This window comes from Chryseobacterium sp. ZHDP1 (assembly GCF_018603435.1).
Lineage (GTDB): Bacteria > Bacteroidota > Bacteroidia > Flavobacteriales > Weeksellaceae > Chryseobacterium > Chryseobacterium indicum.
The window spans coordinates 4,374,154-4,399,561 of record NZ_CP075682.1; the positions used below are offsets into that span (position 1 = coordinate 4,374,154).

22 protein-coding genes are annotated in these 25,408 nt (G+C 37.4%); 14 read left to right on the forward strand and 8 right to left on the reverse strand.

Annotation, left to right across the window (positions count from 1 at the left end; translation table 11 throughout):
- The 4 genes from KKI44_RS20210 to mobC all read right to left on the reverse strand — a co-directional run bounded on the left by KKI44_RS20210 (nt 1) and on the right by mobC (nt 8,934).
- Complete coding sequence (locus tag KKI44_RS20210) at nt 1-4,890, reverse strand: AAA family ATPase (RefSeq protein WP_214588874.1); 4,890 nt, start codon at nt 4,888-4,890, stop codon at nt 1-3.
- Nucleotides 4,887-5,960, reverse strand: a complete 1,074-nt coding sequence (locus KKI44_RS20215; RefSeq protein WP_214588875.1) for a ComEC/Rec2 family competence protein — start codon at nt 5,958-5,960, stop codon at nt 4,887-4,889. The genes KKI44_RS20210 and KKI44_RS20215 overlap by 4 nt, the downstream gene beginning before the upstream one ends.
- A gap of 18 nt (nt 5,961-5,978) precedes the next feature.
- Nucleotides 5,979-6,794 (reverse strand): hypothetical protein, encoded by an 816-nt coding sequence (locus tag KKI44_RS20220; protein WP_214588876.1) that lies wholly within the window; start codon nt 6,792-6,794, stop codon nt 5,979-5,981.
- A gap of 154 nt (nt 6,795-6,948) precedes the next feature.
- Nucleotides 6,949-8,934 carry a conjugal transfer protein MobC gene (gene mobC, locus KKI44_RS20225; protein WP_214588877.1) on the reverse strand — a complete coding sequence of 662 codons (1,986 nt, stop codon included), beginning with the start codon at nt 8,932-8,934 and terminating at the stop codon, nt 6,949-6,951.
- 295 nt (nt 8,935-9,229) lie between these two features.
- Between mobC and KKI44_RS20230 the strand changes: the two genes are divergently transcribed.
- The 5 genes from KKI44_RS20230 to KKI44_RS20250 all read left to right on the forward strand — a co-directional run bounded on the left by KKI44_RS20230 (nt 9,230) and on the right by KKI44_RS20250 (nt 12,745).
- Nucleotides 9,230-9,370, forward strand: coding sequence for a hypothetical protein (locus KKI44_RS20230; protein ID WP_214588878.1), 141 nt, complete (start codon nt 9,230-9,232; stop codon nt 9,368-9,370).
- A gap of 199 nt (nt 9,371-9,569) precedes the next feature.
- On the forward strand, nt 9,570-10,253 hold the full coding sequence (locus tag KKI44_RS20235; protein ID WP_214588879.1) for a hypothetical protein: 684 nt from the start codon (nt 9,570-9,572) through the stop codon (nt 10,251-10,253).
- A gap of 203 nt (nt 10,254-10,456) precedes the next feature.
- Complete coding sequence (locus tag KKI44_RS20240; protein WP_214588880.1) at nt 10,457-11,218, forward strand: adenylate/guanylate cyclase domain-containing protein; 762 nt, start codon at nt 10,457-10,459, stop codon at nt 11,216-11,218.
- Complete coding sequence (locus tag KKI44_RS20245) at nt 11,215-12,198, forward strand: adenylate/guanylate cyclase domain-containing protein (protein ID WP_214588881.1); 984 nt, start codon at nt 11,215-11,217, stop codon at nt 12,196-12,198. The genes KKI44_RS20240 and KKI44_RS20245 overlap by 4 nt, the downstream gene beginning before the upstream one ends.
- A 4-nt stretch (nt 12,199-12,202) precedes the next feature.
- The gene (locus KKI44_RS20250; protein ID WP_214588882.1) at nt 12,203-12,745 is read left to right on the forward strand and encodes a hypothetical protein; all 543 of its coding nucleotides are present in this window, start codon (nt 12,203-12,205) and stop codon (nt 12,743-12,745) included.
- Nucleotides 12,746-12,798: 53 nt separating this feature from the next.
- Here KKI44_RS20250 and mobB read toward each other — a convergent pair whose 3' ends face one another.
- Complete coding sequence (gene mobB / locus KKI44_RS20255; RefSeq protein ID WP_214588883.1) at nt 12,799-14,079, reverse strand: conjugal transfer protein MobB; 1,281 nt, start codon at nt 14,077-14,079, stop codon at nt 12,799-12,801.
- On the reverse strand, nt 14,076-14,504 hold the full coding sequence (mobA, locus tag KKI44_RS20260) for a conjugal transfer protein MobA (RefSeq protein WP_214588884.1): 429 nt from the start codon (nt 14,502-14,504) through the stop codon (nt 14,076-14,078). The genes mobB and mobA overlap by 4 nt, the downstream gene beginning before the upstream one ends.
- Nucleotides 14,505-15,189: 685 nt before the next feature.
- Between mobA and KKI44_RS20265 the strand changes: the two genes are divergently transcribed.
- The 7 genes from KKI44_RS20265 to KKI44_RS20295 all read left to right on the forward strand — a co-directional run bounded on the left by KKI44_RS20265 (nt 15,190) and on the right by KKI44_RS20295 (nt 19,879).
- A complete protein-coding gene (locus KKI44_RS20265; protein WP_214588885.1) occupies nt 15,190-15,957 on the forward strand; it encodes a ParA family protein in 768 nt (255 codons plus the stop codon).
- Between the two features lies 1 nt (nt 15,958).
- Nucleotides 15,959-16,366 (forward strand): DUF3408 domain-containing protein, encoded by a 408-nt coding sequence (locus tag KKI44_RS20270; protein ID WP_214588886.1) that lies wholly within the window; start codon nt 15,959-15,961, stop codon nt 16,364-16,366.
- A gap of 1 nt (nt 16,367) precedes the next feature.
- Nucleotides 16,368-16,664 carry a DUF3408 domain-containing protein gene (locus tag KKI44_RS20275; RefSeq protein WP_250902104.1) on the forward strand — a complete coding sequence of 99 codons (297 nt, stop codon included), beginning with the start codon at nt 16,368-16,370 and terminating at the stop codon, nt 16,662-16,664.
- Nucleotides 16,665-16,667: 3 nt separating this feature from the next.
- Nucleotides 16,668-17,282, forward strand: coding sequence for a hypothetical protein (locus KKI44_RS20280; RefSeq protein WP_214588888.1), 615 nt, complete (start codon nt 16,668-16,670; stop codon nt 17,280-17,282).
- 46 nt (nt 17,283-17,328) lie between these two features.
- Nucleotides 17,329-17,730 carry a hypothetical protein gene (locus tag KKI44_RS20285; protein WP_214588889.1) on the forward strand — a complete coding sequence of 134 codons (402 nt, stop codon included), beginning with the start codon at nt 17,329-17,331 and terminating at the stop codon, nt 17,728-17,730.
- Nucleotides 17,731-17,758: 28 nt separating this feature from the next.
- Nucleotides 17,759-18,964, forward strand: coding sequence for a hypothetical protein (locus KKI44_RS20290; protein WP_214588890.1), 1,206 nt, complete (start codon nt 17,759-17,761; stop codon nt 18,962-18,964).
- 120 nt (nt 18,965-19,084) lie between these two features.
- Nucleotides 19,085-19,879: a hypothetical protein gene (locus KKI44_RS20295; protein ID WP_214588891.1), complete on the forward strand. Its 795-nt coding sequence runs from the start codon at nt 19,085-19,087 to the stop codon at nt 19,877-19,879.
- 125 nt (nt 19,880-20,004) lie between these two features.
- On the opposite strand, the gene KKI44_RS20300 is transcribed toward KKI44_RS20295, so the two are convergent.
- Together KKI44_RS20300 and uvrB are read right to left on the reverse strand one after the other, a co-directional pair.
- The gene (locus tag KKI44_RS20300) at nt 20,005-21,585 is read right to left on the reverse strand and encodes a Na+/H+ antiporter (RefSeq protein WP_214588892.1); all 1,581 of its coding nucleotides are present in this window, start codon (nt 21,583-21,585) and stop codon (nt 20,005-20,007) included.
- Nucleotides 21,586-21,771: 186 nt separating this feature from the next.
- Entirely contained in the window at nt 21,772-23,748 is a 1,977-nt protein-coding gene (uvrB, locus tag KKI44_RS20305) for an excinuclease ABC subunit UvrB (RefSeq protein ID WP_112376456.1), read from the reverse strand.
- Nucleotides 23,749-24,138: 390 nt separating this feature from the next.
- Between uvrB and hxlB the strand changes: the two genes are divergently transcribed.
- Together hxlB and hxlA are read left to right on the forward strand one after the other, a co-directional pair.
- The gene (gene hxlB, locus KKI44_RS20310; protein ID WP_112376614.1) at nt 24,139-24,702 is read left to right on the forward strand and encodes a 6-phospho-3-hexuloisomerase; all 564 of its coding nucleotides are present in this window, start codon (nt 24,139-24,141) and stop codon (nt 24,700-24,702) included.
- 38 nt (nt 24,703-24,740) lie between these two features.
- Nucleotides 24,741-25,370, forward strand: coding sequence for a 3-hexulose-6-phosphate synthase (gene hxlA / locus KKI44_RS20315; protein ID WP_061084748.1), 630 nt, complete (start codon nt 24,741-24,743; stop codon nt 25,368-25,370).
- Nucleotides 25,371-25,408: the final 38 nt, after the last annotated feature.

Consider the following 25,408-nt stretch of genomic DNA (forward strand, 5'->3'; position numbering starts at 1 on the left):
TTATTTGTACTGTATTAATTCATCTTTCAACATGTATGCTTTTGGGGAAATGATAGTTATCAGAAAATCCAGGATAAAGAGATAATCAGCCAGCAATTCTTTGTTAGTTTTTATGTCGTTTCCATATTTGTAAAAAGCTTTCTCAGCGAAGTTTTCCAATAGCTTTCTATTCACTTCGTAAGCATTTTGGCTTTTAAGCATCAAGGCCACCCAACTTAAAGATTCCGGCATAAACTGCTGAAAAGCCACACCACTCAAAAATTTGATGCACTCGTTTATTTTGTTAAATCCATATTTGGTAATAAACTCTTTATAATAAAGGCTTTTTCCTTCAAGCACATGCCAATTTTCCGATTCCGCAGTCCAATCAAGATCCATAAAAAAGAGCGGTATGTAAACCGTTGTTTCATTCTCAAGTGTCCACTCTCGTAAAACATCCCAGAGTGTCCAAAAATTATCTTTAGGTGAGCCATTTGCAACAGACCGGATAAATTCTTTGAGGAGCCGATACAAATAATTTGTTACATCAGTGGTATTTAGCTTTTTGTCTTCAGTTATGGTAAGATCCAATAATTCCTTAAAAAGAGGCTTTGAAATTTCAACGGATTGTGAAAGTAAAAATCTTGGATAAAAGAATGTGAATGCACGTCTACTTTCAAAAAAATCAGACTTGCTCCAAGATTTTTTGTCACCTAAAAATTCCAGGTGAAGTTTAAGAACTTCTTGTACCATGTTATGTTGTTCCGCAACTGTCGTTGTCCAAGGTATAATGCGCAGAGCATCATCAAGAAGCCAGTGAGTGGGCATATCAAGAGTGAATGATAGTTTTGCAGGTTTTTCAATACTGCCATTAAGAACCACTGTTGTTAAATGATCCACAAATTCCTCCTCCTTTACGATATCTCTACTCTCATTTTCTGCTTCCTCACCATACATCCACATAGCGTCCCTGCGGCGTTGTTCAATAGAATTTGTTTCTTTTTTGTATTCTATGAAAGCTAATAAGCCATACCAGCAATTTAGTACAAATTCCGAATCATCTTTTTGAAGGTGATGGACGATTCCATGTTCAAGCGCAATTCGTTCCGTTTCATCCAATCCACCTATGAGCAATCGAAAAATTAATTCCTTTATTTTCAGTATAGTTTTTTCGTCTGTTCCGTAATTAATATTATATGAAAGACCAGTAAGAGCCGCTTGCTTACCAAAAACGTCAAGATACATATCTATAGATTCTTTGCCCATCAGATTTTTTTCTGCAAAGTCCATGATAATTTTCCGGCACCATATTAATTGCTCTGCATTCATTTCATTAAAAAAATCACGTAGACCAAGTGATGCCATCAGAGTTTTCGAAGTCATAAAATCAAACTGACCTTTTGAATTTTGAATATAATCGTAACCAACTCGCCACTTTTCATAATTATGATCATTAATAGGATTGTTATCATACGCTTCTTTCGCCCAGAGAACACTTACAGTTGGAGCTTGACCAATATCATTAGTTTCTGTCACATTTTTTCGAACTTCCTCATCATAGCCGGGTTGAATCTGGACCATTTTTCTGCCATTATATTCAACGGGTATATGCTGGTATTTACGGGCATCCATATCAAATAGAAACTTTCTCCATTGAAATTCCTCAGCTGGAGCCTGTTCCCACATTTTATCAATTTCCTTATATAATAGATCATTTTGAGTCCGATAGATAAACATATAATCAAAAACAAAACCTACGAGGCCCTGATAGTATTTGCGCCGATGAACTTTTGAATTGGACTTGGTTCTTTCATTTTTCTCGTATTCATCATCATTGAATACTTCATTAGTATATAATTCTGACATCCATCGGCTTGATTCCCACCAGAAAAAAATTGGTATACCTAATAGACAAACTGAATTTTCATCTAAAAGTTCAGGATGTGCTTGTATTACACTTATGGTAATTCCCAGAAATGCAACATTGTTAGATTCTTTGATAATTCTTTGCAAGTATCCTCTGAGTTGTCGATCTGTGGTTTTCCCACTTAAGTCTAAAAGTCCAGCTTCAAGTGCCATTAACAAGGAAGCGATATGCCGGTTTTCAGATCGTTGACTCCGATACATAGACCAATAGTCATAGGTCCCATAATAAGTCTTTGAAGTGCCATCGTGAAAACTTACAGTAATATCTTCAATATCCTCACCTTGCGATTTTAAAACGCTTTGGTTTTTTTCAAATGCAGCATTTAAAAAAATGATGATGAAATCTAATGCTTTATCGGGATGATAGAGAAACATCCAATAAAAAAATGTGTGATAGGCACTTGGAAAACCATGTTCGGTATTAAATCGTCTGCTTAAACCGAAATCCCTAGCATCAGACCTACGAAAATGGATTGGATTATAAGGTGGTCTTCTGTCTTCTTCTTCTTCTTTATTTAACCAATCCTCCCTCGCCATTTCCAATACATCATCTGGGAAAAAACGGCATATTTGGTCAGCCATGACGCCTTCCGTAATACATTTTCGAATTTGATTTAAAAATTGGATATTATTCCATCGCTCATTTCCAACATGTGGGTTTTTAGCAGCTTGTATTAAGTTTTCAACTAAGGAAGGGCATGCTGCGGTCAGTTTAAAAATTATTCTTACGTAGGGTTCTAATACCGAACTCACAGAATCGTATCTTACTGCGGCACTAAACGCTCTTTGAACTCGATGAACGAAGCCTTCCAAGAAATTGGCAACACTTTTGGAGCTTTGTGGGATTATTTGAGGATTGAAGTCGGGTAGTTGTTTCGACCACGCCTCAATAAGTGCTATGTATTCGGTATCGATTTTGAACGATGAAATTGTAGCATAATTATCCCAAATAAAGTCAATAATATAGTCCCATCCGGAACCTGTCGGCAATAACTGATCTAAACTTTGCTTGGCCGGGTCGATACGTTTACATCCGATCTGGAGTAAAAACATTATCTGTTTCAGGAATCGCCCTTCGTTGTTAAGAAGATTATCTTTTAGTGTATCTAAAAGTATTGCAGCATTCTTGGAACGGAGTGATACAACTAAAAGTTCGTCTTTCCATGATTGCGACAATAAGCTATCTTGCAAAAGTTCATGAACGAAACTTACCGATCTGACCGGCTCAGTAAGGTAGAACTCTTCCATCCACAACCGAAATGCTCTTTTCATTGCAGGGTTATTTTCCATGGATTCTAAGAAAGTTCCACTGTCTGGCATCTGCTTTTTTTGCTCTGAAATAAATCTTATCAGGGCCCAATCCTCTAAAATATCGTGTGAGGGACTATATTCAGGATTTATTGCGATATCGTTCTGTTGTATAATATTGTCCCTCAATAGTTGAGAAATCGTGTCTTCGCTTCCTGGAAAGTCGGTGAAGACGCACATTTCTCGTGATCTTTTTACACAAATTTCGTAAAAAACAGCTCCTCTAGCGGTATTTCCATTCTCTACTATGTGCTGCCACATCAACTTCTTAAATTTTATTTCATCTAATTGTTGCTCACTTTCCAGGAAAGGAATAATACGAACTGCCTTGTCAAGATAATAGGGGTTATGAAGTAAATGTTTGATTTTTGGGTTTTCAAGTAATGTTTTAAGTTGAGGGATGGCATCCTGAACTAGTTGTATTTCTCCATCAGTAAAATCATTGACTTCTAAATATGTATTATTTTTTGGAAGCTCAAAATAAAAATGAATGCGAAACCTCTGTAATAAATATTCCCTAAGTGTTATTAAAAGAATAATGCGCGAATTTGATTTCATAATTTGGAGCAATTCATTAAATGCCCCCGAGAATTCGGATTCTATTAATTTTTCAAAACTTTCAATCCAAATCAAAACATTTCGTGCGGATAAAGGACTACTGACAATTTGTTGGATTGTCGCATTATATCCGGCACTCTTCATCGCTTCATCTAAGGTATTGCAGTAGAGATTTTCTGGAGTAAGGGTAATGACAGTATAATCACCTTCAGATTTTAATTTTGTCACGACAGCTTTCGCCAGTGCTGATTTTCCTACACCGGGCTTTCCATGGATAACGACAAGATTATTTTCTTTAATAGCACGGATTAAATAGGATGTATCACGATGAACAGTGAATGAACCAACTGACTCCCTAGTTCTCAAATTAATTATTTCTCTATTTTTATCCATTTTCCCATAACTATCCAATATTTCAGGATTAGTTTCGGGTTTCAATTCTTCGATGAGTTTGAATTTGTTAGGATCAATGAGGTTATTATAAGCTAAAACCTTCGTTACTATAAATGTATTTCCATCTACGTAAGTATGAATTATTCCTACAAAATAGAGATTTCCGAACAGATCGGCATATGCTCCTGATCCTGAAAGACCAGCTACATTTGACATGGCCTGTTGATAAAAAGTATCTAGTGATCCTTCATGATGCAATGTAAAAATATTCGGATTATGCTTTTTATTTTCAAGAAATTTAAGCGAAAAAGGCTGGTCGTCTTTTTGATCATTAAAATTTGCGAATCCCCTAACTTTATATTCCTGGATAGTATCATCTGCATCAATAACCTGACTGAAAAACCTCTTTCCGGTTAGCGCTACTATATCATTCGCAGGTACAATAATTAGGGCCAAATCTTCTTCATTACTTACAGAGGTTATCACGACTGCGGTATCTGAAAGAACATATGAATGATAGGTCAATGACTCATCATTGAAAATTTGATCCAGTAGTATTCCTTCTTTAGAATATGTTTTGTTAAACTTTTCTCCAACTAAGCAATGTTTAGCGGTTAAAATATATACATAATCAGTATCAGCATCTGGAAAGTATATAACAGCGGTCCCAATGTCTTCATTGCATTGAATTCTGATGGTAGAAAGCTGGGGTAAATTTAGATTCATATATCGTCAGTGATTTCTTCAAATAAAAATAGTTCATTTTCGGGACCAATCTCTTTATAGGTAGTTTCAAATTTGTAGCACGATTCGACCTCTGCATCAATTTTAAATAGATCTCTCAATTCGTTTGTGTCACAGGAATAATGAATTTTAATTTTTATTGCATTTTTCTTTCCATGTTCCAGCAGTCTTACCAATGCTTCCTTGTCTGGATGTCGATTGTGGATGCCATTACCAGTTACAACAAAATTCTCTGTTTTGACCATTTCTAGTAATCCAATGCTCGTATTTGCTTTGCTTCCGTGATGAGATAACTGCATAAAGGAGAGAGGAATGGGATTTGTTGAACTATATCGTAAGGCAGAAAGACTATCTTCAATATCCGATGGGTGGCTGTCTGCTAGAAGTAAGGCCTTAATGTCGCCAAATTCAGCAAGGATAGCAATCGAACTGCCGTTTACTTCATCTTTATCTTGATGAAAGGCAAGATCTTTCAATTCAGCGATAGTTTTCGCATGATCTGACTGTGAAGCTTTTCTGCCAACTTTCATTGTCCGCTCTTCCTCGGTCCATAAATCTTCCGCTTTTTTTTGTTTTTCAGGCGTAGGCGAAAGTATCGTCAACTGCAGTCCCTGAACCTGAATAGATTTTGTTTTTGTATTTATAGAAGGTTCGCTTTGAATGTAGCTCTTTTTGATATATTCTCTTAAAGTAATGCCATCACGGACTGAAATTTTCTCACTGGGTATTTGGATAGGTTCGGTGGTACTGTTAAATATAAATCTCTTAACAGCATTGGGCTTATCTTTTATGGTTTTATCTTGTAGGAAACCCAAAACTGCACCGATGTGATCTCTGTCTATATGGCTGATTATCCAATGGTCAACGAATTCATCAGCAGCTAAAATTTCTTTGATAAGTGGAGCAAAAGCATTTTTATATTCACGGGCGTATCCACCGTCAATAAGTATATTGTGCCAGTTCGAATCTTCTCCTAAAAATCTTATGTGAATGGCGTCACCGCCACCAGTATCATAAAAATGGAAACTAATTTTATGTGTTTTTTGAAGCATAATAACAATATCAATTAATTAGTTTTTTGCATTAACATGCAACAATTTTTTACGTGCTTTAATATGCTTCAACAAGTAGGCATCCAAGATATAAAGCTTAACATCTTCATCTATCCTCGTCTTGTCATAATAATTCGCGTCCATAGCTTTTATATAATTTATATATCCTTTCAATGGTATCTTTTTTAAGGTCGTATATCTTTTCAATATAAAAGTTGCATAACTTTTTTTTATGGACACGTACTGGCCTGCGAATTCTATGATAAAAAAATCGTAATTAAGATCTGTATAATAATCAAGTGGTAGTAATCCTAATTCCTGCAAAAAAGGAATAGTTCTTTGAAAACGCATTTCACTAACGAAATGAACTCGATCAAAAACATATTTTATTACATCTACCTCAATTTCAGCGACCTCCAAAAATTTTGCAAGGCATAAGCGATGTTGACCACCTATAGTAAAGTAACGATCGCCATATTGAACTACAGTTTTAGCTTCTTTTGCCTTGTGGATATGGTCAATAATCTTTTCTTTGGTTGGAAAATTGTCAATGACACGATCTAACCTGCGCAAATCAGTAAAAAATTGTAACCAATAATATCGCCAATCTTTCGGTTTGTGCATAATACAGTTGTAACCATAGGAATAATCAATCCCACAAATCTTACGGGGATCTATTTTTTTCGTAAACGTTCCTGCAGATCTGAAAAAATGAAAGTTTTTGATATGGCTGAAATGGGCTACGACGTCGTCGTGCCAATTCTGTTCATCAAATTTTGGATGTAGGCTTCTTAACCATTCTATTCGCTGTTCATCCGAATACTTGTAAGGCATTAACAAAGGCTTTTTATTGACAGAAATATACTGAAAATTCTTTCTCGAAGTATAAAAATGATTCAATAAATAAGTCTTTTATTATGTCGTAGTTTAAAAGTACGGGAAGCACATTAATTTGTTTGAAATTGGTATATGTTTACAAAACAAAATGCTAAGTTTTTCTAACAAGGTGGGCTAGTTCCGGGTCGTTCTCAATTCTCGAAAGTTCACTTGCAATAATTTTTGAAACATCAAGTTTGACCTGGCGATAATTTTGATCAATTTCTTTGTCCATTCTGTCCTCGCCAGTTTCTGAAATAAAAGAACGGATCTCTGGAATAGGCTTATAGTTTTTACTTTCAAAGGCCACCTTTTCCGTATCTACTACGATTTGGGCATGAAATATTTTTTGCTCTATTTTCTCACCAAAATTGTCAGCAACTGCTCCCACAAACATTCCCTGCGAAAGAGTAGATATTTTAGACGCAGGAATTAGACTGTCTAATTGTGTTGATATAGATGTACTGGTGTCATTTCTGTTGATAGATATCGATTGACGTTTTTGGACAATCTTTCCAAACCTTTCTGAAAGTGTTTTGGCGGTTTCACCCACGACCTGACCTGAGAATATATTTCCGACGGTATTGAGTATAACTTTCGCTTCCTTGTCACCATAATCCCGGATCAATTGAGAGAAATCCTGAAAACCAAGACAGACAGCCACTTTATTGCTTCGGGCTGTTGCGATCAGGTTATCCAATCCACGGAAATAAATTGTGGGAAGCTCGTCAATAATAACGGAACTTTTAAGTTTTCCCTTTTTATTTATCATTTTTACAATTCTGGAGTTGTATAAGCCAAGGGCAGCCGAGTATATGTTCTGTCTATCTGGGTTATTGCCAACACATAGGATTTTGGGTTCCTTCGGATTGTTTATGTCCAATGAAAAATCATCCCCGGACATAACCCAGTAGAGCTGCGGAGAGATCATTCTTGATAGCGGGATTTTAGCGGAGGCAATCTGGCCTTGTAGTTGATCTTGTGCCCCGCCTTCCCAAGCATCAAGAAAGGGACTAAGGTAGTTTTCAAGCTCAGAATAACTTGTTAGTATTGTAAAAATATCAGCATATTTTTTATTAAGTAGTTCGATTGCGTGCGGAAAAGTGCAGAATTTACCATTATCATAAATCTTCAAAAACCAGATGATCGCTGCTAGCAGGATGATTGGTGACTCAACAAAAAAATCCCCTTGTTTCTGAATCCACGTCTTATTGAGGTTTAGCATGATGGTGTACGATGCTTCGTACGCATCAGAGATGTCGGTCATGAATTTAGGATTTAAGGGATTGCAGCGATGGCTTTTGCGTGGATTATCAAAGTTGATCACATAGAATTTGGGTTTTACATCGTACTTGTCACTGTGTTTCAGAAGATGGTTGTAAGCGATTAGTGAAAGATCATCAAATTTAAAATCGTAAATGTACATCGAGAATCCTTTTTCGATATGTTGCTTAATGTAGTTGTTGACTATAGCGTAGCTCTTACCACTTCCGGGAGTACCTAGTACGATAGATGCGCGAAAGACGTTCACCACCGATATCCATCCGTCATTCCATTTTCCACGATAATAAAATTTTGTGGGCAGGTTAACGGAAAACTCATTTTCTAAAAGCTTTGTCTCCTGCATGAAGCTTTCGTTTTCATTATTGAAAGGATCATCCATCAATTTGTTTTTAAGCAGCCTACTCATCCATAATCCAGCAACCATAAGCAGGATAAAGCCTGCAGATGTAGAAAGCATATATAGAATGCCTGATATTTCAATAAGCGGGAAATTGAGTAAGTATAGTATTGATCCAGGAAATAGACATCTATTGATATTTTTCCACTTAATTTTTTCGTTTTTCACGCCTTTAGTTCCCAGACAGCTCAGCGCCAATAAGATTAGGGCAAACAGTTTGCTGTATGTTGAATTAGTAAATAAACCAGAGGTTTTTTGGAAATTTTTGAGAATTCGCTCGACAATTTCGAGCGTCCATCCCTGTTCAAAGAAAAAGGAGTAACAGAACCAGTAGAAATTCATCAAAACTAGGAGAATGCTTACAGCTCGCATGAAAGCCATAATTTTTGCGAGGCCTCTTAAATCGTCTTCTTGCATATGTGAAAAGTTTCACCATAGGTATTAGTCCTGACGAACAATTTTTCTGCTAATGCATAAGATGGTATACATTGGCCTATAAATTCCAATACCTTTGAAATATTGTAAGATTTAGATTAGCCATTAAGTTTTTTATCTGCGATAAAATTCCTATAATTAGACTGAATTTCGGAAGTGGATTATGTTTGATACTATAGGACAATTTGAAGAGCAATTTAATAAACAGGTATTCAGAATCACCTTTAAAAATCGTGATTTTCAAGTCGTATTATTGAGCAGAGATTTGACTAAAAATATGACTGAATTTCAGATACTCTTGGATGGTCTGGTACAAAAGCTGATTAAAACAAATGGAAAATGGCATTTTGAACATGGCGAAGATCAGGATTTCGCCGAAGATATCTGGCGTGAGATTGCTCTTAGATATAGGTTCTAATTTGGCAGTAGCTCTGAAAGAAAAAATAATACCAAAATATTTTGCTATATTTGTTTCGAGCTTTACAGAAGCTTGCCACTTGTCATAGCGAAGCTATTTTAGCACTGTATCTAACTTTATATACCACTTTAACAAATTTCTTGTAAGGGGTTTTGGCTGACAGGTGACATCATTTCTATGCAAGATATATTGTTAAAACATGGAAAAAAAGGTAAATGGGCATACTGCTGATTATATTAAGCGTATCGCAAAATCTATTAAAAAAAATCAGAATATTTCTCATCATGAGGCTTTGGAACTTGCCTCAAAACAAAACGGATTTCATAGCTGGAAACATTTTCAGAATTTATTAAATAAATCTGAAACAACTTCTTTGGTTTATTCGATGGAAGTACAGCAATCAAACTTAAAACCAAACGATCCCTATCGAAATTTATTGATCGCGGGATTAAATGCACTTTTAAAACAAAAAAAGGATCTTTTACAATTTGACAAGGATAAGAAGGAAGAAGAGGGCTACATTTTTGCAGAATTGTTTGGATTTCAAAGCGTAGTAATATGGAGGGAGATCAGTTTTGGAGAAATATCATTAGCTGTTTGGTGGAAATATGATCATTCTAAGCATCCTTACGGTAATCTTACACGCAATGGACAAGAAAACTTTCGTGATTCCTGTCCTATGGCAAATAAAACAGATTACAAAAATTTTGTTGGCGTAGTAGTTCATGGATGGGTTGAAAGAGCAACAGGTAAATATATTCAAGGTTCAGGTGGTAACTCGATCATTCGGAAATATGTTAGAAGGGGAGAAAAGTCTGAATTGGAAAAATTACCGGCGGTCAAACCAAATGGTTTCCAAACAGAAGGTAAATTTTTTGCATAAAATCTATTAAGAGAATGCTTATTTCACTGTTTTGCGATTGCTAGCATATATCTTATTGACACCATCGAGTCCTACAACTGTAGGACTTTTTTGTATCTGAATTGTAAGAAATTATCTTGTTATGTAAAATGAAATTGTTAGTTTTATGGATAATTATTATGCGTTCTTGCAAGTAATTACAAACTAATGCGTGAAAAGTAAAAATGGCCAATTTAGAATTAATAAAGAAATTAAATCAGAAATATAACAAAACAAGTCCGTTTACGGAGTCGACCAAAAGTTTTTCGTTAAATGAGTCATTTGATTCACGGAATATTGAGTCCTCTATACAAAATAATATCCAGACACTTGGAAACACTTATGCGATTTACTTCGATCAGGGAAAATCTGCGGAGGTCGCACTATTATTCATAGATGTTTGCAATTTCTCAACGCGTTTTGGTCATTTGAATGGAAAAGAAATCAGCGAGTATTTTGATGCCTATTACGATAAGATTATACCGATAATCTATAAGTTCGGTGGTGAGATTGATAAAATTATTGGAGATGGGATCATCTGTGTATTTGGTGAACCATTTCTCTCAAAACCATTAAAAGATTGCATCAAAGAAGCTGATAAATGTGCAAAAGAGATTATTAAAGAAACCTATGCGTCCAATAAGTTTGAAAGTAAAATAGCCTTTCATTTTGGTACTATAAATTATTTTAAGAATAAATCAGGTCTTTACAATGAATTGACTATAGTTGGTAAACCGCTTACGGAGTTATTCAGATTAGAATCTATTAGTGAAAATGAGCGCATAAATTATTTTGTAGAATATTCTGCGTACCCTGAGTGGAATTGGACCGCCGAGCTAAATTCTGACAGCTTGTGGCAGTTAGAGAAAACGAAAGAAGTTCCAGAAAATCTTAAAGGTGTTAAGTTTAAATATATGCAAACCAATAAATATTGGCGAATAAAATGAAACTGATTTTAGATGAAATAGAAAAGGATATTATCGATATCAGGGCAAAAAATTTCAGATATGTATCCACAAGTTTGGTGCCATCAAGACACGATACATCTTTGACCTTTGAACGTGGTGAAGATAAAGTCGGGAAAGAAATTGACAGCTGTGTTTTATACGTGGATATAAGAAATTCTGTTGAGTTAAATAGGAAGCATCACACCCAAACAATGGGTCGAATTTATACTGCTTTTTCGAAGGCCATGTTGAAAATCGCAAAACATCATGGTGGTTATGTACGAAATATTATTGGAGACAGAGTGATGATTGTCTTTCCCAAAGATAATTGTTACACCAACGCGGTAAATTGTGCTATTTCAATTTATCATATAGCTCACGATTTGATAAACAAAGTTTTTGAAGAGGTGAATTTTGAATGTGGAATTGGAATAGATTATGGAAATTTAAAAATAGTGAAAGTTGGCCTTCATAGAAGGGGAAGTGAAGGTTTTGACAATAAGAATCTCGTTTGGGTCGGTTATCCTGCAAATATTGCTTCAAGACTGACGGACGTTGCAAATAAGTCAGTGGAGAAGCGTAAATTTAAAGTGGAATATTATCCTTATAATTTTTTTGGTTACCTTGGGTTTCTTCGACCATTTAGTCCACTTAGGCAAGTTCCGACTAGCACCGATAAATTATATAGCGATACTCCAAAGGTTGATATATTAACGGGCGAAGAGTTTACAAAAAACATTTCCTTTAGTGATGTTTCAGGAATATCATATAGTGGTGGTAAGTTGATTCGTTTCGATAAAAGTGAATCGAAAATAGATTTTCCTCCAATACTAATGACATCGAGAGTCTATTCTGGATTTAAAGCCGCCAATCCAACTAGAGATGATGTCTCAGGAAAATTTTGGAAAAAGATAGATAATCATAATATCAAAAATGTTGATGTTGATGTATATGGTGGAACAGTAAATTGGGTAATTTAGTTGTATGGAAAAAATAGAGTATAGCACTAAGAGGATAGAGTTAATTAGTCAATGGATATCTAATTGTGACACAAAGAGCTCATTTATATTGACCTTTTATGGTGTTGTCCTTACCATCATTTTCACGTCAAGCATTGGTTCGGAGATGATTAGTTTTTTATCCTGTAGCATAGCAGCAAAATTGAGTTGGGAAAGTTTTGTCAATTTTATTTTGTTATTAACAACAATCGGATTTTTCGTTACCTCTGTCATTACCTTTTATCAGATATATTTGACTTTAAAGGGGAGAATAAATGTAAATATTTACAAACAAAATGGACTAAATACAGATTCAAATATCTTTTTTGGTACCATAGCGACAAAGACTTTTGATATTTTTGAAAGTGAAGTAAATAGTGAGGATGAAGTAAAATACCTAAATGATCTAAATTCTCAAATATTCGTGGCAGCAAATATTGCAACCGAAAAATTTAAGCACTATAATAAAAGTTTGTTTTGGATGTTTGTATCATTAGGTGTTTTTCTATTTCACATTGTTTTTAAGTAAAGGCTATTAAGCAAATAACAGCGTAGTTTTATATTAATTTGGTGGAGACGATTTCAATTTTTATGTCTTTTTCGTTTTTTCTTTTTCTTCATGTTGACCTCAAATAACTGTTCTTCGGGATCTTCGCTATAACCATTCAATAAAAGAGATTCCAGCAGTCCCCAATCGCTTATAATATTTCCCGTATTAAGCATAAAATCGAATAACGGATGTAAATCATCTTTTAGAGATTTTGTATTACTCAAAGGAAATTTTTGGGAAGCTAAAAGATCGGTTTTCTCATCCTCATTTAAGTTTTTACCTGAAAAGAGTTCATGAAATATATTGGCGGAGAATTCTTTGCCTAAATGAGAACCATTGAATACATTTCCGATATTATGATCTACAAAGGTAATTCCATATAATCTGCCTTGTTCATTTCTTCTTATTACTGTATTGATTCCGTGGTCTATTAAATAATCGATAAAATCCTTTTCATTGGAGGTTATTGTCTGGGCTGTGGAAATAATCTGGCTGGTTTTCACTTTAATTTCGGAATTTACTGCTTTACTTTTTTCAAAATGGGATCGAAGAGCGATAAGTCCCGCCTGTTTACCGAAAAGGGATGCTTTAAAAGGATTCCCTATTTTAGTGCCGCTAGCATCCAGAGCACTATAAACTAATCCTTCTTTTATTTCACCTTTAAAATCTTTTTTTATTTGCTCGGCAGTAATGTTGAAAAGTGAAAGAAGAGCATTGTAGCTCCCCAGGTTCTGAAAGTTATAATAATCAGGCAGGTAGCGTACCACTGCAGCAATCTGACTTTTTATGTTTCCTTTGCCGTAATCGACAGGTGTAAATGTAAAACGCTCGTCAGCACTTTTTTTTTGATCTGCGGGTGTTAAATGGTGTTTTTTTTCAATCTGGCGGCAGATTTCCATTGATCTTTTCTTCTCAAAAACATCGGATATTTTTATTCCATTTTCATCGACTGTTGTTGATACAATGTGGATGTGTGTCCTATCAATATCATTGTGTTTAAAAACCACATAGGGTTGATTACCATAGCCCATTTTGGTCATATATTCATTTGCGATGTTGATAAAGTCTTCATCCGAAACAATATCACGCGGATCTGGATTGAGCGAAATATGGATTGCAGTTTTTTCTGTATTCTTATTGGCGGCAAGGTTCGGGACGAATGAAGCTAATAATTGTCCGGTCGTATAGTTTCCGTCAGGTGTTTCGAGCATATTGTTCATGTGCAAAATCTTGCCATTATCCTGGAATACCTTGCTATGATTATATAGCAGCGCACCATAGATTTTAGAGCCACGTCCTATTTTGGCTATCATAAATTTTGCTTTTTTCCAAGAATTTCTGCTTCAAATTTTTTGCTGAGGATTAAAACTTCCCGGCAGATATTAGCGAGTTCTATGGTCAGTCCTTCAAGTTTTGCTAGGTAAAAGACTGTTTTTTTATCACCGAAATTTGTGTGCAGGATCTTTACGATCTGATTATAGTTTACGCCTATTGCCCTGAACTGAGCGAAAAACTGCGTTAATTTTGTGCAGTAATCCATAGCGCCTTTCTCTATAATCACCGAATTTATCTTCCTTTCAAACAATAGTGATACAATAAATTTAGCTTTATTGTCAAGTCCTGATTGATCTAATAACGATAAAAATCTTGCGTTTTCAGAATCCGTGAGACGGAAAACATAGCGATGGGTTGCCTTGTCGATTTTGGGTTTTCGACCTCCTTTCCGATTTGCTGTCATATCTTTTTTTCAAAACCTAATAGATAGCGATGAACATTTTAGCTGATGGGCCTTTAAAAACCTAGTTTTTCCTAGCGATCACATAAGATATCCAAAAGAGCATAAAAGGAAAATCCGACTTCGGAGGATTGCCCAGCCCTCGGCAGTGCAAGTAGTTTTGGGGCACAAAACGAGTTTTGAGGCACTCAAAACACAACTTGCTCTGTTCTTGGGAACAGATATGAGAAAGAATAGAATAAAGCTCGCATCATAAAGAGCTTTCGGAAACCGTAGGTAAAAAGAGGAAAGGTAGTAAAGCTTCTGCTTTACAGCCCCTACAGTTGCATTCTTTTGCATAGAGCATGTCGGTAAGAACTATGGTCAATGTACCCTCTTACAAAGCAAGTAATTGTAAAAACATAAAAGTATTAGGTTTTAAAACCATAAAACTATAAAAGCATAAAATTATAAAAGCGTAAAAGCATAAAACTGGTAAAATATGAGGTCATAAGTAGAGGATGTTTTTTTACCAGCCTGCTGTATTTTAAGAAGTACAAATGATTTACAAATAAGATATGAGCCTTTATGCAAGGTCATTTTTAAACCAGTAATACTGACTATACATATATTTTACGACGCATCTGTAAACTTAGGTTCTTGCTCTTTGATACAACTGTAAAATTAAGAAGCTATAAAATAATATAATATGGAAAAAAAGAAAGAAACCTTAAAGGTAAGCATTTATGCGCAAAAGGGCGGAGTTGGTAAATCGACAATGACGATTCTTCTTGCGAGCGTTTTGCATTATCGTCTTGGATATAATATCGTGGTAATGGATTGCGATTTTCCGCAGCACAGCCTTCTCGGTATGCGCGAAAGAGATAAGCGTACCATTATGGAAAGTGATTTTCATAAGCGGCTGGCCGTAAAACAATTCCATACGATCAATAAGAAAGCTTATCCCATCATTAAGTGTAAGGCCGAGAATGCACTTGAAAAAGCCTTTGACTACTGTGAGAGTAGCTACGTTCAGCCGGATATTATTTTTTTCGATCTCCCCGGAACTGCCAATACGCAGGGTGTTATCGGTGCTTTAAAGGGCATGAACTTTATTTTTTCGCCAATAACCGCAGACCGACTGGTCGTTGAGAGTACATTGGCATTCAGTGAGGTTTTTCTGAAACTTCCCGCACAGAACAAAAATGCCCTTGAACAATCACTGTTTCTATTCTGGAATCAGGTTGATGGCAGGGAAAAGACAGGTCTTTATGATTCTTATCAAACTGTAATAGAGGGATTATCGCTAAAGAGTATGACAACAAGGATCATGGACAGTAAGCGGTTTCGGAAAGAAATTGATGACACAGGAAGCTATGTTTTCAAGTCCACGCTGCTGCCTGCCGACTTACAGATTTTGAAAGCTACGCGTGTAGATGAATTTGTTAAAGAGTTTTTAAAAATAATTCATATCTGAGATGGCAATAAAGAAAGATCGTAAAGAATTTGAGAAACCCGTCATAGATGAGGAGTACCTGATGAACATTATGAGTGGCGATGAGCCTTTACCAGCGGCAAATCCGGAGGAAAGCACCGATAAAGATTTAATTCGCACGGCTAAAGTTGAGAAGTCCAGAACAAGATCCGGTAAAAAAATGGATTACGAAGAACTGTTTCTTGTCAACCGTTTTCCAACGGGGAGGAGTGGAAAGGTTGTCTATATCCGATCGGAATATCACGAACGGCTCCTGCGCATAGTGCAGTTAACCCGTGAGGACAAAATAACGCTGTATTCTTATATAGACAATATCCTGGAGAATCATTTCCGAGAATATGGTGATGAGATTACCGATTATTTCAATAAAAAATTTAAACCCATTTTATAAGATGAAAAAGCAAAATAGAAAGGTTGAAGTTACTGTTAAAGTTCATCAGCAGTTAACTTATGAGCATGTGAGTTATGAATCGCTTTTCCTTTCAGATACTTTGATGGAAAAACGTGGCGATAAGAGCATTTATGTCAGCGGAGAGCATCATACCAGATTAGCCAGAATCGCCAGTGTGATCGGTGAGGATAAAATCCCGTTATATGCGCTGCTGGATAATATATTGAGACATCATTTCACGCTTTTTGAAGAAATGCTCGTCAGGGAGTTCAAGGACAAATCAAAGCCACTTTTTTAAGTCATGGAAACTTTAATACAGACCATAATATTGTTCTGCCTAATTGTCGTGATTATACTATTGCTGATCGATAAGGTTAGGTTCATAAAACCACAGCGGAAAATATTTCGAAAGGTTGAGCAGATAGCTGAACCGGATGTGATAGGGAAGGTCACAATTCCTGAAAAAGCAAAAACACCCGTCTGGCTTGCCAATAGGAAAAAGTTAATCGAACAAATGTTGACAAATAAGGCGGATCAGGGCAACGAAGATCCAACCAGAAATGACCTGGAAAAGGAAGATGTCTCCAGTTCTAATATTGAGGAACCTGACGAAACCGATAATATTCCAGAGGATGATGACCGGTTTGGGCAGGCAGTTTCTTTAAATGAACTTACAAAAGTTGGGGACCTGTTGAAGCAGGACAATCTGGATGCAGCCCAGGAAAAAGAAACAAGTGACATCCTCCACAAAATGGAGGGAACGGAGTTTCTTGCGATGATGCAACAGTCCATCGATGGGGCTTCGCAGAAGATCGCCAGGCTTTTGGATAAGTCGTTATCGGAAAAGCATAATGTCATTCCGAAAGAGAACCAGAATAATGCTCTGGACAATTTTAATATCGGAGACTTTATCTGATACTGAATTTTTAAAGCACTAATCAGTAACAATAAAAAAAGGAGCTATGATAGCAAAGGATGATCCCGATTATGTGATCGAAGAATACAAAGGCCGGATAATAGCCAGTCATAAAAATAATGTTTCCCAAAAATCAATGGACAACATAATCATCGTTTATGATAAGCTTGATTTTCCTGATTACGGATTTTACATCGGACTTGATGACTCTAAAAGTGCAGGCTACAGGAAAATGGAACCTGTTAATATGGATGATGCTAGAGGTTATATTGATTGGTTAGCAGAAGTGACCAATAAAAACGACCTCCAGCAAGATGCCTCAGTTTCTGTTCCCCTTCCGATTAAAGAAATTGTGGGCCAGATCTTATCTGAGGTCGCTTTGAGAAGGTTGGAAAATAATGAGGCACATTCCCCGAGTAAATCCCGGAAAAAGGGTAGAGGGATCTAATTAGATATTCATAAATAATAAAGAAAGTATGGAAGCAAACCTACCTGAAATTGAACTATGCGGTACCAAATTTCAATTTGATATTGATAGATTAGTTTTAATTGAAAAAAAAGATCCAAATAATCTGTTGTTTTTCAACGAAATGCTTGATCATCTTACCCATTACGAATTTTTTTACAGTAAAATAAATAAAAATACTCCTACGGAAAGATCTTTAGGTCCCGCTGATGATATTTTTCATGAATCCGAAAAAAGTAAGGAAGAATTTGCTCAGTCAACAGTAAAAGTAAGCGTTCCACGAATTGCTGAGATTGATCCGGAAGGTATGATGCGGAGATACGGCTGTAGCGTGGATGACATTAAAAATAAAACTGATTTTGACATCATCGTGGATCAGGAGATCCTCAGACGAAGGGTATCTGGCGAACGCGTAAAAATTGATATTGCGGGTATAGTTTATGAAATAGATGCTATTGCTAATTCACTTCGACCACTGAACGGCGATATGGATAGTATCAAATTAACAGCGTATCGGTATGATTATTTTATTGATGATGAAAGTTGTTATTACTTATACTGCAATATGAATGACGGCCGTATCGTCGATCTGCTTCGAGATCAAACGGTCGAAAATTCAATAGAGTTTAAAGTTCCGGATCTTACAAACTTAGATCCAATTGCAGTTATCAATAATTTTCATTTCCTTACAGATCTTGAACTATATTATCAGGATCTTAAAATGTTTCATTTTGCCGAACCGTCACAACAACAGATCAATGGAACCGCTTTATTAAACAGTGATTTTACAGTTAAAAATCCAGATCTGAAGACCTTGATCCAGATCTCAGAAAATGATCCTGATTTTACTCTGCAGGAATACCGAAATTATATTATTGCGAGTAGCAATGACACTGGCTATCCTGCTAAAGACCTGACCATAATCTATGAAAAAAACAACAAACCGTACAATGCACAGGTGATAATTCCTTTTTCTGAACATTCAGCCAGCAATATGAAGCAGTCAGGTGTAAATGAAGCAATGAAGCATATTGACAATTTGGTCGATAAAGTGAATAATATATCCAGTAATTCTATATTGAGCAGACTTCTTCCCATTAATAAATATCTTGAACTGTATCATTCGCAAGATCAAATAGAAGCTAAAAAATTATTGATCAAAAATGAAAAATCAGCAATAGAGAATCCCAAGAAAGGGAAGAGGCCAAAATTTTGAAATTAGATAGGAAAATTAAGGAAAAATGGTACCTCAATGTTCTGCAATTCACCAAATATTTAACGCTACAGCAGAATTTAGCTCAGCAATTAAATTAATAAAAATAATAAAAGCTGAGTTATGGAAAAAGAACTACCGATCTATACAGATCCAGATTACGGAATCGAGTTTATTGTTGATGTGGAGAAATTCGAATTTCGGGAAAGGGCCAACCCCGAAACCCGTTACACATTAGAAGATATGATCGATCTGGAGGAAGAGGGATACCGCTTTGATCATTTCGACAAGACGAGTAGACAGAATTTAACTATAACTCCTCCACAGTTTGTAACGCTTGCCCCTAGGGAGATGGCAGAAAAGTATAATAAGGCTGTTGAGGAAATTCTATTGCTGACCGATTTTGAGCTCATGGTCGATCAGGAGGCACTGACAAGAAGAATTAAACATGGAGAACTTCCAACGGTTGAAATTGGAGGACACATCTTTTATGCAGATGCACGGATAGATCTTTTGAGGCCTAAAGATGTTCTATCAACAATGGGTATACGTTTTGATGATCTGGAGGATTGGTATGTTGAGGATAAAAATGTCTATGCCTTTCCTTACGATCCCAAAAATTTTGAGATAGGAGATCGAGAATGGGATAAAATACTGGACTACCCCATAGATTTAATTTTTGTTGAAATTCCTTATTCAAGAACCCTTGATCCGGTGGGATGGAACCGAAGAAATGGATGGGAGGAGATAGAAGGTTTGAAAGAAACGGGCCTCAGACTTGACTTTAAGGCCGAGTTGGTGCCGTGGAATAAATCTGGAATTGATGAAATTATCTCGGAAAATAGACTTAAACAGCCGATCAGGGAAGCAGTTAAAGACAATGAAAGGAAAAAACATAAGAAAAGGAGGAAATTATAGGAACATTGAGGACATTGCTTTACACCAAGTGTTTAAAACCGTCGACGGCAACTTATCAGGAATCAGTGGAGCACTGATTCCTGCAATTAAAACGATCAATAAATATGAAATACTATACTACAATCCTAGAAAGATGAATATTGTAGTCTTTCTTCTTCAAGATCAAGACGCATCAGATGTTTTTTTATTATATCCTCATCCAGATCTTTGTATTCTGCATTTTTTTTCAGCAGCCAACGTCTTTGAAATTCCAAAAGATCTATATATAGATTTTTGGACGGAGCACTTCGGCATACATTTTCGACATCATTATATTTTTTCTCCCATTTTGCGACCATGTTCATGACATGGGGATAATCCTGGATTTTATCACCGTATTTGTCCTGGAGGTAATGTACTGTATCCGCTGTCATTTCCTTGAAAAGACTGGCGCTAATCTGTTCTTCGGACATTTCGTTTTCTTCGGAAGGTAGGTTTAGTTTTTTAATGAGAAGAGGGAGTGTTAATCCCTGAACAACAAGGGTTAATAGGATGACTACAAAAGTGACAAACAAGATGAGGCTTCTTTCTGGAAAAAGCTGTCCGTTATCCATGTAAACCGGAATAGAAAGTGCTGCAGCTAAAGAAACCACTCCGCGCATCCCCGACCAGCCAAAGAAAACCGGGAATTGCCATCCGTGGTTCTGGGAAGCTGCGACCGTCGTAAATTTTCTTGCAATGAATGTCGCAATTACTGCGGCATAAGAAGAGATAAACCGGACAAGTATTACAACGCCGGTGATCAAAACACCATATCCGATAGCTTTTGAAATGCTTACATTTTCAAGCTCTGCAATAATCTGGGGAAGGTCAAGACCGATCATCATGAAGACTGTACCGTTTAGTATAAAGCCCAGGCAGTTCCAGACACTTATGGTCCGTAATCTAGAAGAGCTGCTCAAAAACTTATGCTGGTTATAGGACAGAAACAGTCCTCCCGATACAACAGACAATACACCGGAAGCGTGAGTTTCTTCAGCCGCAAGGTACATAATGTAGGGAGCAATGAGCGTTAAAATGGTATCTATATTAACATCGGTATCCAGTTTTTTATGTACTTCCATAAAGATTTTTCCTGTCAGAATTCCAATTCCCACGCCACCGATCACCATCCAGAAAAAGCTTCCCAAAGCTTCATACCAAACAAAATGTCCGGTCATTACTGCGGCTATGGCAAAATGAAATATGATCAATGACGAGGCATCATTCAGTAGGCTTTCGCCCTCCAGAATAGCGGCGGAACTTTTGGGTATTTTCACATTTTTAAGAATTGCCCCCGCACTTACGGCATCCGGCGGCGATACAATTCCACCCAATAAAAAACCCAGGGCCAGGGTAAAACCGGGAATAAAATACCAAGCGGTAACTCCAACTGCGAAGGCAGTGAAGAATACAACCAAAAACGCAAAACTGCTGATAATCCTGCGCCATTTCCACAGCTCTTTCCATGAAATATTCCATGCTGATTCGTAGAGCAGGGGAGGTAGGAATATAATGAAAATTAGCTCGGGATCAATTGTTATAACCGGGACTCTGGGAATGAAGCTAACAGCTAATCCTGCCAATACCAGTAAAATAGGATAAGCGATCCTGATCTTTCTTGCCAGAATAATCAAAAGAGTAATCAATACTGCAAGGATCAGATAAAAAATAAATTTTTCTTCCATTTTGCAAAAATAATATTCCTAAACTTGATCGTGTAGAAGTATCCTACAACTAATTCAACACTATATAAAATTGCACATTAAAATAATGTGCAATTCTATATAGTGCAGCGTTATTGCATCTTTGTATGATATATTTAGCGGGATCTAAGCCCCTCAGTATCGTTAAAAACTATCGGATGCGAATACTTAGATATAGATGAACTGTCTATAGAGACCGTCTAATTGAAGGCGGATTTCATCTGTCAGTTTTTCATCATGATCGTCTGATGCAGCAACAAGCTGACGTTCCAGTTCAGTTATCCTTTCGCAGAGCTCCTCAAGATTCTTACAAAAAGCTTCTGTGTGGGTGAAGTTTTTTCCTTCGCGGGGTTCCTCCGCATTTGGTCTACGGCTGGAGGAAACGGGAGAAACATGATTTTCTTCGTTGAAAGCAATTTGGCGTTTTCGGCGACTTTCGGTTTCGTCAATAGCTGCCTTCATTGCCGGGGTGATCTTGTCGGCATACATAATAGCTTTTCCGTTGACATTACGTGCTACACGGCCAATCATCTGTATAAGTGCACTTGCTGACCGCAGAAATCCAGCCCTGTCAGCATCAAGTATTGCAATCAGTGAAGCCTCCGGAATGTCGAGTCCCTCCCGCAACAGACTGATACCTATCAGGATGTCGAATTCTCCGGCTCTGAGATCATTGAGAATTTCAGTTCTTTCTAAGGTCTTAAAATCCGAGTGTAGATATCTCACGCGGAAACCTTCGCTCTGGATATAGCCACTGAGTTCTTCGGCGGCGGCTTTTGTCAGCGTGGTGATCAAAACACGGTTGCCCGAATCCACACATTTTTTTATTTCGCCCAGCAGATCGTCAATATCATTTGCTGATGGCCGTACCTCCACAATGGGATCGAGAAGTCCAGTGGGTCTGACAACCTGTTCAACAACGCGGTCCTCTGAAACTTTCAGCTCATAATTACCGGGGGTGGCCGAAACAAATATAGTCTGCGGTTTGATCTTCTCAAATTCTTCAAAACTAAGGGGATGGTTGTTTTTTGATGAAGGAAGTCTAAAACCATAATCTATCAGGGTATCTTTACGCGCCTGATCGCCCTTGTACATTGCCGAAATCTGCGGAATCATGACGTGTGATTCATCTATAAACAGAAGGCCATCCTTCGGTAAATAATCCAGAAGGGTAACGGGTGGCAGTTTGGGATCACGGCCACTAAAAAAGCTTGCGTAGTTCTCCATACCAGAACAGTATCCGGCAGTACGGAGCATTTCCACATCATCGGTAATACGCTGGTAAAGACGGTCAGCTTCTTCCAGTCTATTTTCGTTGTTGAGCTGTGCAACACGCTCATCAAGTTCGGTCATAATCTGGTCCGCTGCTGCTGTTGCCTGTATTTTTGAAGGTGCAAATAGAGTTTTGGGCGACACTGAATACGCTGTTATATCTTCAAGCTCTTTGCCTGAAGCGGCATCAATAAACTTTAGTGAAGTGATTATCCCGTAACTAAGAACGATTTGTATGGCCCTGTATTCTGAATCAGCGGGAAAAATTTTTATGATATCTCCTTCGATCCGGTAGTTACCACGTTTCAGGGCACGTTCCGTACGGCTGTACTGTAAATGTGCCAGGCCCTGCTCCAGCTGGTCTATCTGAACTGTCATTCCCAGCGACAGGCGAACCTGTAATGCGCTATAATCGCTGGGTGCTCCAAGCCCATAAATGGACGAAACCGATGCGACCACAATAGTATCCCTGCGTTCAATAAGGGATTTTGTGGTGGAAAGGCGGAGTCTTTCCAAATGCTCGTTGATGGAAGAGTCTTTTTCAACGAAACGGTCACTGCCGGGCAGATACATCTCAGGCTGAAAATAATCGTAATATGAGACAAAAAACTCAACAGCATTCTCTGGGAAAAATTGCTTCATTTCATCATATAGCTGAGCAGTCAAGGTTTTGTTAGGTGCAAGAATCAAGGTCGGACGTTTTAGCTGATGGATAATGTTGGCCATTGTAAAGGTCTTTCCTGAACCTGTGATACCTTTGAGTGTCTGGTGGGTAGCTCCAGATTCAATTCCCGAAACAAGTCTTGCGATAGCATCCGGCTGGTCTCCTGCTGGAATATATTTTGAGTGCAATATAAAAAGGCCTTTTGACATAAGTTTCCTGTTAGTTGGTTGTAACACAAATATAATTAAAAAACTGATTCACGGTTTGCCGGTGTTCCGGGAAAATCAATGTTTCATTTATCCGCAAACTAAACCTCCGGAATTTAATGTTTGACCAGCAGGTGTAAAATAGTTTGGTAAGGCCATAATGTGCGTTGGACTGTTATTGATCAGGCACAGTTACCTTTTTTCTGGGTTCAGCGACACCACTCCCTATACAATACAGTATTATTAAAATATAACCCGCTCTTTTACAGTGGACAGGAAGGTCGCAAATGTATATTATATAATGTTATATGTATAATATCAGGCGTCTCAGGCAGCATAACTTTGTATTATCAAATCAGAGGATCTGGTGATAAAATATCCTTACTACAGAAAATGGAAGAGAATAGTTCAATAAACAATTTAAATATAATCCTGGATGAAATTAAAGCGATTTCATCAGTACTGAATCCGGTATCGCTACAGACACTGGAGGACAATTTAAAGAAAGCGGACCGTATATTTTTTGCAGGTGCCGGACGTACCGGTTTAGCACTGAAGATGGCTGCCATGAGATTTATGCATCTAGGCTTAAATGTATATGTTGTGGGTGAAACAACTACGCCCGCCATCTTAAAGGACGATCTTCTGCTGGTAGGCTCCGGTTCTGGAAGCACGCCGACACTTGTAATCGCCGCTGAAAAGGCAAAAAAACAACATGCAACTGTTATTGGCATTACAGCGGATTCGAATAGCAAAATTGCTAGCCTTTCAGACCATGTGGTGCTTGTTAACGCGGCGGTGAAGACGGACTTTGGAGAATCAGCGTCCCGTCAGTATGCCGGAAGTCTCTTTGAACAGTCTGTCCTTTTGGTCCTTGATGCTGTATTTATGACACTGTGGAGAGATTCAGGCCTGACAAAAGAGGAACTCTGGCCGAAACATGCCAATCTTGAATAACGAGAAATACAATTAAATAAATATTAAAATTTTATATTATGACTAAGTTACAAGTAGCGATTGACTTATTGACTACAGAAGCAGCCCTTGATTTGGCTGCAAAAGTATCACCTTATGTGGATATCATCGAGCTGGGAACACCTTTAATCAAAGCTGAAGGTCTAAAAGTAATCACCGCAATGAAATCCGCGCATCCCGATAAATTGGTCTTTGCGGATCTGAAAACAGCTGATACAGGTGCATTAGAAGCAGAAATGGCATTCAATGCAGGTGCGGATCTGGTAACCGTAATGGGTGCTGTTGATGATTCCACGATCAAAGGTGCGGTAGAAGCAGCAAAAAAAGCCGGTAAAAAAGTAGTAGTTGATACGATCGGTGTAAAAGACCGTGTACAACGTGCCAAAGAAGTTACAGCCTTTGGTGTGGCATTTGTTGAATTGCATGCTGGCCTTGATGAACAAGCGCAGCCGGGTTATAACGTGCAAAAACTTATCGGTGAGGGCCGCGAGGCACAGGTTCCTTTTTCGATTGCCGGTGGTGTAAATCTTGACACGATTAAAGATGTCGTGGCTGCTGGTGCAGCAGTAGCTGTTGCCGGAGGAGCCATCTATGGTGCCCAGGATCCAGCTGCAGCAGCTAAAGCCCTGAAAGAAGCCATCACAGCATAAATCAGAAAGTCGGATTATCCTTCGAAGTCTTCTCTGTA

Coding starts and splice junctions, on each gene's coding strand:
- KKI44_RS20210 (WP_214588874.1), bottom strand. CDS start 4,890: ATGAATCTAAATTTACCCCAGCTTTCTACCATCAGAATTCAATGCAAT.
- KKI44_RS20215 (WP_214588875.1), bottom strand. CDS start 5,960: ATGCTTCAAAAAACACATAAAATTAGTTTCCATTTTTATGATACTGGT.
- KKI44_RS20220 (WP_214588876.1), bottom strand. CDS start 6,794: ATGCCTTACAAGTATTCGGATGAACAGCGAATAGAATGGTTAAGAAGC.
- mobC (WP_214588877.1), bottom strand. CDS start 8,934: ATGCAAGAAGACGATTTAAGAGGCCTCGCAAAAATTATGGCTTTCATG.
- KKI44_RS20230 (WP_214588878.1), top strand. CDS start 9,230: ATGACTGAATTTCAGATACTCTTGGATGGTCTGGTACAAAAGCTGATT.
- KKI44_RS20235 (WP_214588879.1), top strand. CDS start 9,570: ATGGAAAAAAAGGTAAATGGGCATACTGCTGATTATATTAAGCGTATC.
- KKI44_RS20240 (WP_214588880.1), top strand. CDS start 10,457: ATGGCCAATTTAGAATTAATAAAGAAATTAAATCAGAAATATAACAAA.
- KKI44_RS20245 (WP_214588881.1), top strand. CDS start 11,215: ATGAAACTGATTTTAGATGAAATAGAAAAGGATATTATCGATATCAGG.
- KKI44_RS20250 (WP_214588882.1), top strand. CDS start 12,203: ATGGAAAAAATAGAGTATAGCACTAAGAGGATAGAGTTAATTAGTCAA.
- mobB (WP_214588883.1), bottom strand. CDS start 14,079: ATGATAGCCAAAATAGGACGTGGCTCTAAAATCTATGGTGCGCTGCTA.
- mobA (WP_214588884.1), bottom strand. CDS start 14,504: ATGACAGCAAATCGGAAAGGAGGTCGAAAACCCAAAATCGACAAGGCA.
- KKI44_RS20265 (WP_214588885.1), top strand. CDS start 15,190: ATGGAAAAAAAGAAAGAAACCTTAAAGGTAAGCATTTATGCGCAAAAG.
- KKI44_RS20270 (WP_214588886.1), top strand. CDS start 15,959: ATGGCAATAAAGAAAGATCGTAAAGAATTTGAGAAACCCGTCATAGAT.
- KKI44_RS20275 (WP_250902104.1), top strand. CDS start 16,368: ATGAAAAAGCAAAATAGAAAGGTTGAAGTTACTGTTAAAGTTCATCAG.
- KKI44_RS20280 (WP_214588888.1), top strand. CDS start 16,668: ATGGAAACTTTAATACAGACCATAATATTGTTCTGCCTAATTGTCGTG.
- KKI44_RS20285 (WP_214588889.1), top strand. CDS start 17,329: ATGATAGCAAAGGATGATCCCGATTATGTGATCGAAGAATACAAAGGC.
- KKI44_RS20290 (WP_214588890.1), top strand. CDS start 17,759: ATGGAAGCAAACCTACCTGAAATTGAACTATGCGGTACCAAATTTCAA.
- KKI44_RS20295 (WP_214588891.1), top strand. CDS start 19,085: ATGGAAAAAGAACTACCGATCTATACAGATCCAGATTACGGAATCGAG.
- KKI44_RS20300 (WP_214588892.1), bottom strand. CDS start 21,585: ATGGAAGAAAAATTTATTTTTTATCTGATCCTTGCAGTATTGATTACT.
- uvrB (WP_112376456.1), bottom strand. CDS start 23,748: ATGTCAAAAGGCCTTTTTATATTGCACTCAAAATATATTCCAGCAGGA.
- hxlB (WP_112376614.1), top strand. CDS start 24,139: ATGGAAGAGAATAGTTCAATAAACAATTTAAATATAATCCTGGATGAA.
- hxlA (WP_061084748.1), top strand. CDS start 24,741: ATGACTAAGTTACAAGTAGCGATTGACTTATTGACTACAGAAGCAGCC.